Genomic DNA, 14,787 nt, shown 5'->3' on the forward strand with positions numbered 1-14,787 from the left:
ACAGCCTCACGCGTGACGTACGTGAGAGATCGGCAGGAATATCGATGAATATCAAAGTATTGCTCTTGGGCTTCACCTTGATCGGCGCGACGCCCGCACAGGCCGAAACCATCCTCTTCATCGGCAACAGCTTCACCTATGGCGCCTATTCGCCGGTCCAGCATTATCGATCCGATGCGGTCACCGACCTGAACGGCGAGCGCATCGGCGGCGTGCCGGCGCTGTTCGAGATGTTCACGCGACAGGCGGGGCTCGATTACGAGGTGAGCTTGGAGACCGCCCCCAGCAAGGGACTGGACTTCCACCTGACCGACAAGGCGGCGGTGATCGACCGTTCCTGGGATCATGTGGTGATGCAGGGGCTGAGCGTGCTCGACGCGAAGAAACCGGGCGATGCGAGTTCGACCGTCACCTATGCCGGGCTGCTCAGCGAGCTGTTCCGCCGCCACAATCCGGCGGTACGGCTCTGGCTGACCGCGACCTGGTCCCGCGCCGACCAGACCTATCTGCCGGGCGGACGCTGGTACGGCCAGCCGATCGGCGCGATGGCGCGCGACGTGCGCCGCGCCTACGACCTCGCGGCCGCCGCGACACCCGCGATCCGCGATGTCATCCCCGTCGGCCAGGCCTGGACGCGCGCGATCGACGACGGCGTGGCCGATGCCAATCCCTATGACGGGATCGATGCCGGCAAGGTCGGTCTATGGGCATATGACCATTATCACGGCAGCACCCATGGCTATTATCTGCAGGCGCTGGTCGTTTTCGGCCGCGTGACGGGCAAGGATCCGCGCATGCTGGGCGAGAAGGAGATCGCCGCATCCGAACTCGGCATATCGCCCGCCCAGGCCAGGGCGCTGCAGCAGGTCGCGTTCGACGCGCTGGCGGCGGAGGGCGGGCGATCGCCGGCGGCGCCCGTCCACGGGCGCTGGGGGCTGGCGCCCGATGCCGGCGATCCGACGGTTCGTCCCGGCGACGATTTCTACCGCTTCGCGCAAGGGCGCGCGGTGGCGGCGATGGAGATCCCGGCGGATCGGCCGCGCCAGAACTGGTTCTCGATCCTCGACGATCTGTCGCGCGAACGCCAGAACGCGATCTTGGTTGAGGCTGCGGCGGCACCGAAGCCGGATGCGCTCGGCCTTTTCTATGCCGCCCATATGGACGAGGCGCGGATCGAGGCGCTCGGCACCGCCCCGCTCGATGCCGATCTGAAGCGGGTCCGCGGCGCGCGCGACCGCGACGCGATCGCCGCGATCATGGGATCGGCCAATCGGGGCTTCGCCGGATCGCTGTTCCAGCTCCGCATCCGCGCCGATGCCCGCGATCCCGATCGCTATGCGGTCCAGCTTCTGCAGGGCGGATTGTCGCTGCCCGATCGCGATTATTACCTCGATCCGCGCTACCGGGGCGATGTCCGCGCCTTCCAGGCCTATGTCGCGACGATGCTGAAGCTGGCGGGCTGGGCGAACGCCGAGTGCGCCGCCGAAGCGGTGGTCGCGCTGGAAACCAGGATCGCGCAGGCAAGCTGGAGCCGCGCCGACAGCCTCGATCCCGAACGCACCCATCATCCGATGACCGTGGCGGCGCTCGAAGCCGCCGCGCCGGGCTTTGCATGGCGCCCCTTCCTCGCTTCGGCGGGGCTCGCGGACAGCGACGGACTCGTGCTCGCGCAGGACAGTGCGATCGTAAGGCTGGCCGCCTTGTTCGCCGAAACGCCGATCGAGACGCTCAAGGCATGGCAGGTTTTTTCGCATGCCGACAATGCCGCCGAGATCCTGCCCGCCCGGTTCGGCGCGGCGCGCTTCGGGTTCCGCGACAAGGCGCTGCAAGGCACGCCAGCCATGCCGGCGCGCTGGCGCCAGGCGGTGCTGACGCTCGACCGCTATATGAGCGACACGCTCAACCGCCGCTATGTCGAGCGGCATCTGCCGCCCGCCACCCGCCAGGCGGTGATTCAACTCCTGACCAATCTCGAAAAGGCGGCAGCGGCGCGGATCGACCGGCTCGACCGGATGGGGCCGGAGACGCGCAAGGAGGCGCATGCCAAGATCGCCGGGCTGCTCCGCAAGGTCGGCCATCCGGATCAGTGGCGCGATTATGCGGGCCTGGAGGTCGTGGCCGGCGATGCCTATGGCAATCTGCGCCGGGGCCGGGCCTTCGACTGGGATATGCGCGTCGCACGGCTGGGCAACCCCGTCGACCGGTCCGAATGGCAGATCACCCCGGCACTGGTCGACGCGACCTATAATGGCAGCCGCAACGAAGTGCTGTTCACCGCCGCGCTGATGCAGCCGCCCTTTTTCGATCCCTCCGCCGATCCCGCCGCCAATTATGCCGCGATCGGCGCGGTGATCGGGCACGAACTGAGCCATGCGTTCGACACGATCGGCCGCCGCTACGATGCCAGGGGGCAGGTGCGCGACTGGTGGACGCCGCAGGACGATGCGCGCTTCCGTACGGAAGCGTCGCGGCTGGGCGCGCAATATTCGCGTTACGAACCCCTGCCCGGCTTTCCGCTCAATGGCGAACTCACCATGGCCGAGAATATCGCCGATCTCGGCGGCGCGGTGCTCGCGCTGGAGGCCTATCGCATGTCGCTGGACGGCAAGGCCGCGCCGGTGATCGACGGGCTGACCGGCGAGCAGCGCTTCTTCCACGCCTTCGCGCAGCTCTGGCGATCGCGCCAGCGCGACGAGACCGCGCGGCTGCGCATCCTGCTCGATTCGCACGCAGCCGAGCAATTCCGCGTCAACGGAGTCGTCCGCAACATCGATGCCTGGTACGATGCGTTCGATGTGAGGCCCGGCGATGCGCTGTATCTGGCGCAGGCAGATCGCGTGCGGATCTGGTGAGGCCGGCGCCACGATTCACGCGCTTTCAAAACAGAGATTGTGATCGGCGGGCGTCTGGGTGAAACCGCGCATCCGGCGGAAGCGATCGTCTGCACCCGTCCGCCGGATGCAAGGGGAGAAATCGAGATGGGCCGCAGCCCAGGTGCGAAACGCAAATCCAAGGCGCCGGCCAGCGCGGGCGCCCAGCCATTCGGCACGCCCAAGCAACTCGCCGATGGCGGCTTGAAGACCTCGCTCGTCCAGAGCGTCTACGCGACGATCATGGAAGCGCTGGATGCCGGCGAACTGATGCCCGGCAGCCGGATCATCGCATCCGAACTCGCGCAGCGGCTGGGCCTCAGCCGCGCGCCGGTGCGCGAGGCGCTGGCGGTGCTGGCGGGCCAGGGCCTGGTCGAGCTTCATCCCGATCGCGGCGCCATCCTGCGCCCGCTGACGGTGCACGACCTGATCGGCATCTACGAAGTCAGCGCCCCCGTCGCCGCCGTCGGCGTGCGCGGCGCGGCGCTCCGCATCGAGGAAGGCGACAATGCCGCGCGCGTCATCGCCGCGATGGCCGCCATCCGCCGCGCCGGCGAGGAGGCCACACCCAAGGTGGGCTTCTATCTGGTGCTCAACGAATTCCACTATCTGCTGAACGCCATCGCCGAGCGCCCCTATGTCGATTTCGTCCTGCGCGCGGTGAACATCGAATATTGGAATCGCTTCCTGGTCCAGGCGATCGACCTGGAGGTCCACGCGCCAAAATATGTCAGCAACTATCAGCGGATGACGGATGCCGTGCTCGCCGGCGACCCCGCCACGGGCGAATCCGTGATGCGTTATCATGGTGATTGGTGCGTCTCGCTGCTGCGTGGAGTCGGATAAAGAGCAAGATTGTCGACAATTTTACGATTTTAATCCGCTGAATCGTCATGATATTGCAAGAATCGTCGACAATAAGGTTGCATCGCGACCCGAATCATGGTCTCTTCCCCTCAAGCCGACGCCCGACAGGGGCGCGGTCCAAGGTCGGGAGGAACAGCAATGGGGATCTTTCTTCGGGTGCTGCAGGGTGGGCTGCTGCTCACTGCATCGAGCATGGCGATGGCGCAGGAAGCGGACGCGCCGAACACCTTCGATGACGGCGATATCGTGGTGACCGCCAACAAGACGGGCGCTTCGCGCCTTCAGGACACGCCGCTTTCGATCACCGCCTTCAGCGACGCCACGCTTGCGGCGACCGGCGTCAAGGACGTACGCGACCTGACGACGATGACGCCCAATCTGCAGGTCACGCAGAACGCATCCTTCTCCCAGGTCTATATCCGCGGCATCGGATCGAACAACGTGTTCGGCGGATCGGACCCATCGTCGACAATCCATGTCGACGGCGTCTATCTCGCGCGCCCTGCCAGCTATCTCAGCAATTTCCTCGACGTCGAACGGATCGAGGTGCTACGCGGTCCCCAGGGCACGCTTTACGGCCGCAACTCGGTGGGCGGCACGATCAACGTGATCAGCCGCAAACCCGGCAACGACTTCGCCGCCAAGGCCCAGTTCACCTACGGCAATTACGATCTTCTACGCGGCGAGGCCTATGTCAGCGGTCCGCTGGTCACCGACAAGGTCGCGGCGTCGATCTCCGTCATCGGCACGCGCCGCGACGGCTATCTCAAGAATATCGCGCCGGGCGTCGGCGATCTCGACAATGAAAAGACCTACGGCACGCGCGGCCAGCTCCGCTTCACGCCGTCGGAACCGCTGGAGATCATCCTGCGCGCCGATTACCTGAAATCGGACGACGCGCTGGCCGGCTATGTGAAAATGCTGCAGACGACGACCGATCCGCTCGCGAACAGCATCATCGGCGATTATCGCAAGGTCGCGACGAATATCCGCTCGTCTTCGAATCGCCAGCAATGGGGCTTGGCCGGCGAGATCAATTACGATCTCGGCTCGGACATGCAGATCAAGTCGCTCACCGCCTATCGCGAGAACCGGCTGGTCCAGGTGGGCGACACCGACGGCACGGCGGTCAACACCCGCCGCACCGATCAGTTCGAGGGCCAGCGACAATTCTCGCAGGAGCTGAACCTGACGGGCAAGACCGGCGGCCTCACCTATATCGCCGGGCTTTATTATTTCAGCGAGAACATCAAGGTAGACTCGAGCGTCACCACCTATCCGACGGTGCGCGCCAATTTCGCGCCGACGATCCAGACCAGCGCCCTCGCCGCGTTCGCGCAGGGCACCTATGCGCTCACCGACCAGTTCTCGGTCACCGCCGGTATCCGCTACACCCGCGAACGCAAGGATTTCGATCAGGTCGCGACGAACTTCTCGCTGCCCACCGGCCTACCGCTCGCGACCTATCCGCGCCTTTACTCGTCGCGCGGCATCTACAAGGCGTGGACGCCGAAGATCGCGGTCGAATACCGCCCGACGAGCGGCGTGCTGCTGTTCGCTTCGGCCACCAAGGGCTTCAAGTCGGGCGGCTTCAACTTCTCGAGCGTCAATCCGGCGCAGGGCTTCGATCCGGAGACCTTGTGGAGCTACGAGGCGGGCGCCAAGCTGGATCTGTTCGACAGGCTCCTGCGCATCAACGCCAGCGTGTTCCATTATGCGTACAAGGACCTGCAGGTTCAGTCGTTCCTGACGCCGGGCGTGATCGACATCACCAACGCCGCAGACGCGCGCGTCAACGGCGTCGAGATCGAAAGCGAACTGCGCCCGACAAGCTGGCTGCAGATCGGCGCGAACCTCGCCTATCTCGACGCGGTCTACAAGAATTACACCAACGCTCTGAAGCCTGGAAACATCGCGTTCGACGCATCGGGCAACCACCTGAACCTGTCACCGAAATGGGCTTATACGCTCTACAGCCAGGTCGATGTGCCGGTGGGCGACGGCTCCGTCTTCGGCCGGGCCGAATATAGCCATCGCACTCGCCAGTATTTCACGGCGTTGAACGCCGGGCTCGACCAGCAGGCAGGTTACGGCCTGATCAACGGCAGCATCGGCTATAATTTCCCCGGCGACCGTTTCCAGATCATCGCCTTTGGCCGCAATCTGGGCAACAAGGCCTATGTGACCAGCACGGCCAGCTTCGCGGCGGGGATCGTCGGCCGCGTCGGTGAGCCGCGGACCTATGGCCTGCGCGCGATCGTGAAGTACTGATCATGAACGCGCCCGCCCTTGTCCAGGCGGACTCCGACATGCCGATCCATGGCGTGTTCGATCCCGCCTTCGGCGCTGTCGCCGATACCTTCGCGGCGAATTTCCGCGATCGAGGAGAACATGGCGCGGCCGTCGCGGTCTATCGCGACGGCCGGAAGGTCGTCGACCTCTGGGGTGGCTGGGCGGATCCCGCCCGCACCCGCCCGTGGCGCGAGGATACGATCGTCTGCATGATGTCGGTCGGCAAGGGCATGGCCGCGCTCTGCGTGTGGATGCTCGTCGATCGCGGCCTGATCGAGATGGATGCCCCCGTCGCCCGCTACTGGCCCGAATTCGCGCAAGGAGGCAAGGCCGGCATCACCGTTCGCACGCTGATCACCGGCAAGGCGGGCCTGCTCTATGCCGATCATGCACCCGATGGCGCGGGCTATGACTGGGACGTGATGATCCGTGCGCTGGAACGGCAGGAACCCTGCTGGGAACCCGGCACCGATCATGGCTATCATTCCTCGACCGCCGGCTATCTGTTCGGCGAACTCGTCCGCCGCGTCGACGGCCGTCCGATCGACACCTTCCTGGCGCAGGAAGTCTGCGACCCGCTGGGCGCGGACTATGGCTATGGCACGCGCGGCGCCGATTCCGATCGCGTCGCCGACATGATCCCGTCGGCCGAGAGTCATACGTTCGTCCAGTCGCGCGATCCGTCGACGAAACTGGGTCGCGCCTGGCGCATGCGTCCGCAATCGCCCGATCACTATAACGACCGGCGCATGCGCGAAGGATTGATGCCGTCGACCAACGGCCATGGCAATGCGCGCGCGGTCGCGCGCATCTATGCGGCGCTGGCCTGTGGCGGATCGCTCGACGGCGTCCACCTGCTGTCCGCCGCGACCATCGATCGCATGCGCGAGGAAAGCTGGTTCGGCCAGTGCGCGATGACCGATCGCGTCTTCCGCTACGCGCACGGCTTCTTCCTCAACGAACCCAATATGTCGCCGATGGGCACCAACCCACTGGCTTTCGGCCATCCCGGCGCCGGCGGCGCGCTCGGTTTCGCCGATCCGGAGAACCGCATGTCATTTTCCTACAGTCCTTCGCTGATGTGCGCGGGCGGTGGCCTAGGCGAGCGCTGCGCGGCGCTTGCCGCCTCGGTGTACGCATGAGCGGCGCCTTCACCGGCAAGGTCGCGCTCGTCACGGGTGGCAGCTCGGGCATCGGCCAGCGCGTCGCGGAGATGATCGCGGCCGAGGGCGGCAGCGTCGCCGTCGTCGCCAGCAGCAAGGTCGAGAAGGCGGCGGCCGTGGTCGGCGATATCGAGGCCAGGGGCGGCAAGGCGAAACCCTATGCGGTCGATGTTCGCGACGCGGCGGCGCTTGGCGCACTCGTCGAGCAGGTCGAAGGCGATCTTGGCGGCATCGACCTGCTCGTGAACGCGGCAGGCGTGTTTTACCCGACGCCAGCTGGCGCGACCGACGCCACCGATGCCGGGCGCTTGCTCGACATCAATATCCAGGGTCCCTGGAACGCGATCTCGGCGGTCGTGCCCGGCATGCGCGAACGCGGCGGCGGGCGCATCGTCTCCCTCTCCTCGGTCGCGGGGCAGATCGGCGTCAACGGTTTCGCGCTCTACACCGCCAGCAAGGCCGCCGTGTCGATGATGACCCGCTCGCTCGCGGCCGAACTCGCGCCGCACGGCATCGCGGTCAACGCGGTGGCGCCCGGCAACACCGCCACGCCGATGAACGCCGATGTCCGTTCGAACCCGGACATGGCGGAAGGCATGCGGCGGATGACCCCCAGCGGCAACGCCTTCAGCGATGTCGACGACATCGCGGACATCGTGCTGTTCCTGCTCTCGGACAAGGCACGGCCGGTGCACGGCGCGACCTGGCTTGCCGACGAAGGCATTTCGGCGGCGATCGGCTGATGACGACACCGGCACCCCTCGCCACTCGGGCAAGCGGCTATGCCTGGTATGTCGCGCTGCTGATGGCGGCGGCGCACCTGCTGTCGTTCGTCGATCGTTTCCTGATGAGCCTGGTGATGGAGCCGCTGAAAGCCGATCTCGGCGTCAGCGATGCGCAGCTCGGCCTGTTGCAGGGCACCGGCTTCGTCATCCTCTATACAGTCGCCGCCGTGCCGCTGGGCCGGATGGCGGACCGGGTCAATCGCCGCAACCTGATCATCGCCGGCATCCTGATCTGGAGCCTGGCGACGGCCTTGTGCGGGCTCGCCAATTCGTTCGGATCACTGTTCCTCGCCCGCGTCGGCGTCGGCTTTGGCGAGGCAGCGCTGGTGCCCGCCGCCATGTCCCTGCTCGCCGCCTATTTCCCGCGCAATCAGCTTGGTCGCGCCGTCTCCCTGTTCACGACAGGCGCGTCGCTCGGCAAGAGTCTGGCACTGGTCGGCGGCGGCGCGCTGCTCGCCATGCTGGTCGCGGCGGGCGGGCTCTCCGTGCCTGGCCTTGGGCTGTTGGCCCCCTGGCAGGGCACGTTCGTGCTCATGGCGCTGCCGGGCATCGCACTGGCGGCGCTGCTGCTGACCGTTCGCGAACCCGCGCGCAGCGAAACCGACGGGACGCGCGCCAGCATGGCGGAAGCCTTCGCCTATCTTCGCCAGCATCGCGCGGCGTATCTGCTTCATGTGGCGGCTGCGGCGTCGGTGGTGCTCGTCGTCCAGTCCTTCAGCGCCTGGACGCCGTCCTATTATGTCCGCTACTTCGATCTGACACCGGCCGCCGCCGGCGTGGCGGTGGGCAGCGTGATCCTGATCGGCGCACCGCTCGGCCATCTGTGCGGCGGCATATTGACCGACCTGTTCCAGACGCGCCGCTTCGCCTCACCGGCCGCCCCGGTCATGATGGTCAGCCTGATGGGCAGCCTCGCCGTGCTGTTCGCCTTCGTCTCGACCACCAACCTCACTACCTCGCTTGTCCTGCTCGGCCTGCTCAACGTTTTCATGACGCTGGGCGCTCCGGCAAGCCTGGCAGGCGTGCAGATGCTGACACCGGACCGCCTGCGCGGCGTCGTCACCGCCGTGTTCCTCGCCTGCACCACATTGATCGGGATCGGTTGCGGTCCGCCGCTGGTGGGGCTGACCGCCGATCTGCTCGGCGGCCCGCTGCATCTGGCGACTGCATTGCTCATCATTCTGTCGACGATCGCGGTGATCGGCACGCTCGCCGCCCTCGCCAGCCGCACACCCTTCGCACGAACCGTCGCGGCCAACGCCGCTCATTGAACCCAGAACAGGGAGCTGTCCCATGCGCCGAACCAACAAGGCAATCATCACCTGTGCCGTGACCGGATCGATCCACACGCCATCGATGTCACCGCATTTGCCGATCACGCCCGACGAAATCGCCGAACAGGCGATCGAAGCAGCGGAGGCCGGCGCCGCGATCCTGCACCTGCATGCCCGCGATCCGCGTGATGGACGGCCTTCGCCCGATCCAGAACTCTACATGCAGTTCCTGCCGCGCATCAAACAGGCGACCGACGCCGTGGTGAACATCACCACCGGCGGTGCCCCCGGCTTCAGCGAGGAGGATCGGCTGGCCGGGCCGCTGCGCGCCAGCCCGGAAATGACGTCGCTCAACATGGGCTCCATGAACTTCGGATTCTGGCCGCTCGCCGACAAGTTCGACTGGAAGCACGATTGGGAGCGCGAGCTTATGCTCGGGTCCAAGCGCTTTCCCGCGAACCATAATTTCGCGCTGATCGAACGGATCATGGTCGAGCTTGGCCAGGGCCATGGCACGCGCTTCGAATATGAATGCTACGATATCGGCCACCTCTACAATGTGAAGCATTTCTCGGATCTGGGACTGATCAAGCCCCCGTTCCTGATCCAGGGGATTTTCGGCATCCTTGGCGGGATCGGCGCCGATCTCGAGAATTTCATGCTGTTCAAGCAGACGGCGGACCGTCTGTTCGGCGACGATTACATGCTGTCCTGCTTCGCGGTCGGCCGGCCGCAGATGAAATTCCTGACGCAATGCGCGCTCGTCGGCGGCAGCGTCCGCGTCGGGCTGGAGGACAGCCTCTATATCGGACGCGGCGAACTCGCGACCAGCAATGCCCAGCAGGTCCGCAAGATCCGCGGCATCCTGGATTCGCTCGACATCGAGATCGCAAGCCCCGCGGAGGCGCGCGAGATGCTCGGCCTCAAGGGCGGCGACTCGGTCGCCTTCTGACGGAACGATCATGCGTCTCGCAACCGATACCGGCGGCACTTTCACCGATCTGATCGTCGAGGACGATGACGGCTCGATCACGCTGCACAAGGCATCGACCGTGCCGTCCGACCCCGTCGTCGGCGTGCTCGACGCGCTGCGCGGCGCGGCTTCCACGCGCGGGCTGAGCCTGGCCGAACTGCTCGGCCGCTGCGACAGCTTCATCCACGGCACCACCCATGCGATCAACGCGATCATCACCGGGCGCACGGCGCGCACCGCGCTGATCGTCACGCGCGGCCACCGGGACATATTGCTGTTCCGCGAAGGCGGCCGCACCGAGCCCTTCAACCACACCATCCCCTATCCCGCCCCCTTCGTGCCGCGCGCACTGACATTCGAGGCCGACGAGCGCATCGGAGCGGACGGCGTCGTGATGACCCCGCTCGACGAGGCCGCGCTGGTCGAGACGCTGCGCCGCATCGGCGAGACGGGAGTGGAAGCGGTCGCGGTGGCGCTGCTCTGGTCGACGATCAATCCGGCGCATGAACGCCGCGTCGGCGAGCTGATAGAAACGCATCTGCCCGGCACTCCCTACAGCCTGTCGCATGCGGTCAATCCCACATTGCGCGAATTCCGCCGCGCATCCTCGGCCGCGATCGACGCGTCGCTCAAGCCGCTGATGACGCATTATCTGGGCGGCCTGACCACGCGGCTGGCCGAGGCTGGCTTCGGCGGCAAGGTGATGGTTCTGACCAGCGCGGGGGGCATGGTGGAAGCGAGCGAAGTCGCCGCCGCGCCGATCCGCGTGATCAACTCCGGCCCATCGATGGCGCCCGTCGCGGGGCGCCATTATGCGGGACGCGAAGGTGCATGGCGCACCGCGATCGTCGCCGATACCGGCGGAACCACCTACGATATCAGCCTGGTCAGCGACGGCCGCATCCCGATGACGCGAGACCTGTGGATCGGCGAGCCCTATCGTGGTCATCTGGCGGGTTATCCCTCGGTGGACGTGAAGAGCGTCGGCGCCGGCGGCGGCAGCATCGCCACCGTCGATACGGCGGGCCTGCTCCGCGTTGGCCCGGGAAGCGCGGGATCGACGCCCGGTCCCGCCTGCTATGGACGTGGCGGCACGCGCCCGACCGTGACCGACGCCTGTGTCGCGCTCGGCTATGTCGATCCCGATTATTTCCTGGGCGGTGCGATGCGGCTCGACGGCGATGCATCGCGCGCGGCGATCGCCCGCGACGTCGCGGACCGGCTCGACACCAGCGTTGAGGATGCCGCGTGGAGCATCCTCGATCTGGCCACCGAGAATATGGTGCAGGCGATCCAAGACATGACGGTCAATCAAGGCATCGATCCCGGCCAGGCCGTGCTGATCGGCGGCGGTGGTGCTGCCGGCCTCAATTCGGTGTTCATCGCCCGGCGGCTCGGCTGCCGCGAACTGCTGATCCCCGAAACCGGCGCCGCGATGAGCGCGGCGGGTGCGATGATGTCCGACATCGCGGCGGAGTTCGCGGTCACCACTTTCGCATCGACCGCATCCTTCGATCTGGATCGCGCGGACACGGCGATCGCCGATGTCCGGCGTCAGGCTGAAGCCTTTATCGAGCGGGCGCAACGCGCCGGATCGATCAGCTATGTGGCGGAAGCCCGTTATGAGGGGCAGGCATGGGATATCGACGTGCCGCTCGACAGCGCCACCTTTGCCACCGAGGACGATGTCGCGCGCTTCCGGGCGGCTTTCGATGCGACGCACGAACAGCTCTTCACCATCCGCGACGAAAGCTCCGCCGTGGAGCTGATCGGGCTGCGCGCGCGCGTATCCTGCCCCGCGCGGTCCGGCGCCGCTTTCCGGTTGAAGGGTGACCCCGAGGCGACCGGCGAAGCGCGGTCGCGGCCGGTCTATTTCTCCGGCCATGGCTGGATCGAGACCCCGGTGCTGCGCTGGGATGCCATGGCCGCCGAACAGCCCGTGGCCGGCCCGGCGCTGATCGAATCCGCCTTCACCACCATCGTCGTCGATCCGCCGGCCCGCTTTCGCCGGACGGCCGACGGCTCGATCCTGATCGAGGCCTGAGAGATGACCGACAAACCGATGAACGGCGCGGAAATGGCGGTGCTGCGCAGCCGGCTGGACGGCGTGGTCCGCAAGATGTCCAACACCTTGCTCCGCACCGGCCGCTCCGGCGTGATCAACCGCGCGCGCGACTTTTCCTGCTGCCTGCTGACGCGCGACGGCGATCTTCTGACCGCGGCTGACAGCCTGCCCATCCATGTCCTCTCCGGCCCCGACATGATGGCGCGCAGCATGAAGCAGTTTCATCCGGAGCTGCGCGCGGGCGACGCGTTCCTGCACAATTCGCCCTATCATGGCTGCTCGCATCCCGCCGATCTGAGTGTGATCGTGCCGGTGATGGACGCGGAGGGGCGGCATCGCTTCACCGTTCTCGCCAAGGCGCATCAGGCGGATATCGGCAACAGCCAGCCGACGACCTACATGGCGGAAGCACGCGACGTCTATCATGAGGGCGCTCTCCTGTTTCCTGCCGTCCAGGTCCAGCGCGACGGACGCGACATCGACGACATCATCCGCATGTGCGAATTGCGCATCCGCGTGCCTCACCAATGGCGGGGCGATTATCTCTCCACCATCGGCGCGGCGCGGATCGGCGAAAAGGCGCTGGGAGAACTGGCGGCGGAGATCGGCTGGGACCGGCTGGAAGCATTCGCCGCACAGTGGTTCGATTATTCGGAAGCACGGATGGCCGATGCGATCGGCAGGCTGCCCGCCGGCCGCGTGACCGGATCGAGCACGCACGATCCCTTTCCCGGGCTGCCCGCCGAAGGATTGAAGATCACAGCGACCGTCGATGTCGATCCGGCGGCTGGCCGCGTCGCGGTCGACATGACCGACAATCCCGATTGCCTGCCCTGCGGCATGAACCTGTCCGAAGCCTGCGCGCGCACCGCGGCGATGATCGGCGTGTTCAACAGCATCGATCATGACGTGCCGAAAAACGCCGGATCGTTCCGGCGGATCGACGTGAAGCTGCGCGAGGGCTGTATCGCCGGGATACCGACCCATCCCTTTTCCTGCTCGGCCGCGACCACCAACATCGCCGACCGTGCCGCCAACAGCGTCCAGACCGCGCTTGCCGGGCTGGGCGAGGGCATCGGCATGGCGGAAGTGGGATCGGTGATCGCGCCTTCGGCGGGCGTGGTCTCCGGCATCGATCCGCGCACGGGCCGACCTTTCGTCAACCAGATATTCCTGGCGATGAGCGGCGGCGCCGCGAGCCCGGCCAGCGACGCCTGGTGGACGATCGGCCATGTCGGCAATGCTGGGCTGTGCTGCATCGACGGCGTCGAACTGGCCGAATTGTCGCAACCGATCATCGTCCACCGGCGCGGCTTCGTCACCGATAGCGAAGGCGCGGGCACGCAGAATGGCGCGCCCTCGACCATCGTCGAGTTCGGCCCGGTCGGCGCGGGCATGGATATCGGCTATCTGTCCGACGGACATGTCAATTTGCCGGCGGGCGTGCGCGGCGGCCAGCCCGGTGGCGGCGCCGATCAATATCTGATCCGGCGCGACGGCACGCACGGCCCACTCGATGCTTGTGCGCAGGTGCATATCCAGGACGGCGAACGCATCGTCGCGATCTCGTGCGGCGGCGGCGGTTATGGCGACCCGCGCGAACGCCCGGCGAATCGCGTTGCGGACGACGTGGCGGGCGGCCTGATCAGCCCTGCGCGCGCGCGCGAAATCTACGGCGTCGTGGTCTCCGACGACGGCACACTCGACGAAACCGCAACACAGATCGAACGGAGGGCAGCGGCATGAGCGGCAGATCGATACTCGTCACGGCCGGCGCATCGGGCATCGGGCGCGCCATCGCGGAGCTTTTCCATGCGCGCGGCGATCGCGTCATCGTCTGCGACGTCGATCAGGCCGCGCTCGACAGCATCGCGGCCGCGCTGCCGGGCATCGTCACCAGCCGCACCGACGTCGCCGATCCGGCGGCCGTGGCGGCGATGATCGATCGCGTCGGGCCGATTTCGGTACTGATCAACAATGCCGGCGTCGCCGGCCCGATCGGCGGCATCGAAACCAACGATCCGGACGAATGGGCACGCTGCTTCGCGGTCAACGTCCATGGCGCGTTCCATACCATCCATGCGGTCGCACCGGCGATGCGCGCGGCGGGCGAAGGCGCGATCATCAACATCTCGACCGCGTCGACCGTCACCGGCCTGCCGGGCCGATCGGCCTATGTCGCGTCGAAATGGGCGCTGGAAGGGCTGACCCGGAACGTCGCGCGCGAATTCGGCCCGGCCGGCATCCGCGTCAACGCCATCCGCCCCGGCTTCATGGACACCGAACGCATGCGCGGACTGATGGCGCGCGCCGCCGAACGCCTGCAGCGCCCCGTCGCCGAAGTCGAAGCCGAGGCGCTGGGCTATATCTCGATGCGGACCAAGATCCAGCCGAGCGAGATCGGCGAGATGGCCTGGTTCCTCGCATCCGATGCCGCGCGCCACATCACCGCGCAGATCATCGGCGTCGACGGCAATGCCGAGTGGGAGGGCTGACCG

The 14,787-nt window shown here is 66.6% G+C and carries 10 protein-coding genes; all 10 read left to right on the top strand.

Annotated features, from left to right (window positions below):
- The first annotated feature begins 44 nt into the window (after positions 1–44).
- Entirely contained in the window at positions 45–2,852 is a 2,808-nt protein-coding gene (locus K7G82_RS16910; protein WP_222991092.1) for a M13 family metallopeptidase, read from the top strand.
- 126 nt (positions 2,853–2,978) lie between these two features.
- Positions 2,979–3,716 (top strand): GntR family transcriptional regulator, encoded by a 738-nt coding sequence (locus K7G82_RS16915; RefSeq protein ID WP_222991093.1) that lies wholly within the window; start codon positions 2,979–2,981, stop codon positions 3,714–3,716.
- A gap of 159 nt (positions 3,717–3,875) precedes the next feature.
- Positions 3,876–6,008, top strand: a complete 2,133-nt coding sequence (locus tag K7G82_RS16920) for a TonB-dependent receptor (protein WP_222991094.1) — start codon at positions 3,876–3,878, stop codon at positions 6,006–6,008.
- Positions 6,009–6,010: 2 nt separating this feature from the next.
- Positions 6,011–7,171, top strand: coding sequence for a serine hydrolase domain-containing protein (locus K7G82_RS16925; RefSeq protein ID WP_246623633.1), 1,161 nt, complete (start codon positions 6,011–6,013; stop codon positions 7,169–7,171).
- Positions 7,168–7,935: an SDR family NAD(P)-dependent oxidoreductase gene (locus K7G82_RS16930; RefSeq protein WP_222991095.1), complete on the top strand. Its 768-nt coding sequence runs from the start codon at positions 7,168–7,170 to the stop codon at positions 7,933–7,935. The genes K7G82_RS16925 and K7G82_RS16930 overlap by 4 nt, the downstream gene beginning before the upstream one ends.
- On the top strand, positions 7,935–9,248 hold the full coding sequence (locus K7G82_RS16935; RefSeq protein ID WP_222991096.1) for an MFS transporter: 1,314 nt from the start codon (positions 7,935–7,937) through the stop codon (positions 9,246–9,248). Before K7G82_RS16930 ends, K7G82_RS16935 begins: the two co-directional genes overlap by 1 nt.
- A gap of 22 nt (positions 9,249–9,270) precedes the next feature.
- Positions 9,271–10,203 (top strand): 3,5-dioxohexanoate:acetyl-CoA acetone transferase, encoded by a 933-nt coding sequence (gene kce / locus K7G82_RS16940; protein ID WP_222991097.1) that lies wholly within the window; start codon positions 9,271–9,273, stop codon positions 10,201–10,203.
- 10 nt (positions 10,204–10,213) lie between these two features.
- Positions 10,214–12,268 carry a hydantoinase/oxoprolinase family protein gene (locus tag K7G82_RS16945; RefSeq protein WP_222991098.1) on the top strand — a complete coding sequence of 685 codons (2,055 nt, stop codon included), beginning with the start codon at positions 10,214–10,216 and terminating at the stop codon, positions 12,266–12,268.
- A 3-nt stretch (positions 12,269–12,271) separates the two neighbouring features.
- Positions 12,272–14,035, top strand: a complete 1,764-nt coding sequence (locus K7G82_RS16950; RefSeq protein ID WP_222991099.1) for a hydantoinase B/oxoprolinase family protein — start codon at positions 12,272–12,274, stop codon at positions 14,033–14,035.
- A complete protein-coding gene (locus K7G82_RS16955) occupies positions 14,032–14,784 on the top strand; it encodes an SDR family oxidoreductase (protein WP_222991100.1) in 753 nt (250 codons plus the stop codon). The genes K7G82_RS16950 and K7G82_RS16955 overlap by 4 nt, the downstream gene beginning before the upstream one ends.
- The last annotated feature ends 3 nt before the right edge of the window (positions 14,785–14,787 follow it).

The sequence above is a fragment of the Sphingomonas colocasiae genome (assembly GCF_019880585.1).
Classification (GTDB): Bacteria; Pseudomonadota; Alphaproteobacteria; order Sphingomonadales; family Sphingomonadaceae; genus Sphingobium_A; species Sphingobium_A colocasiae.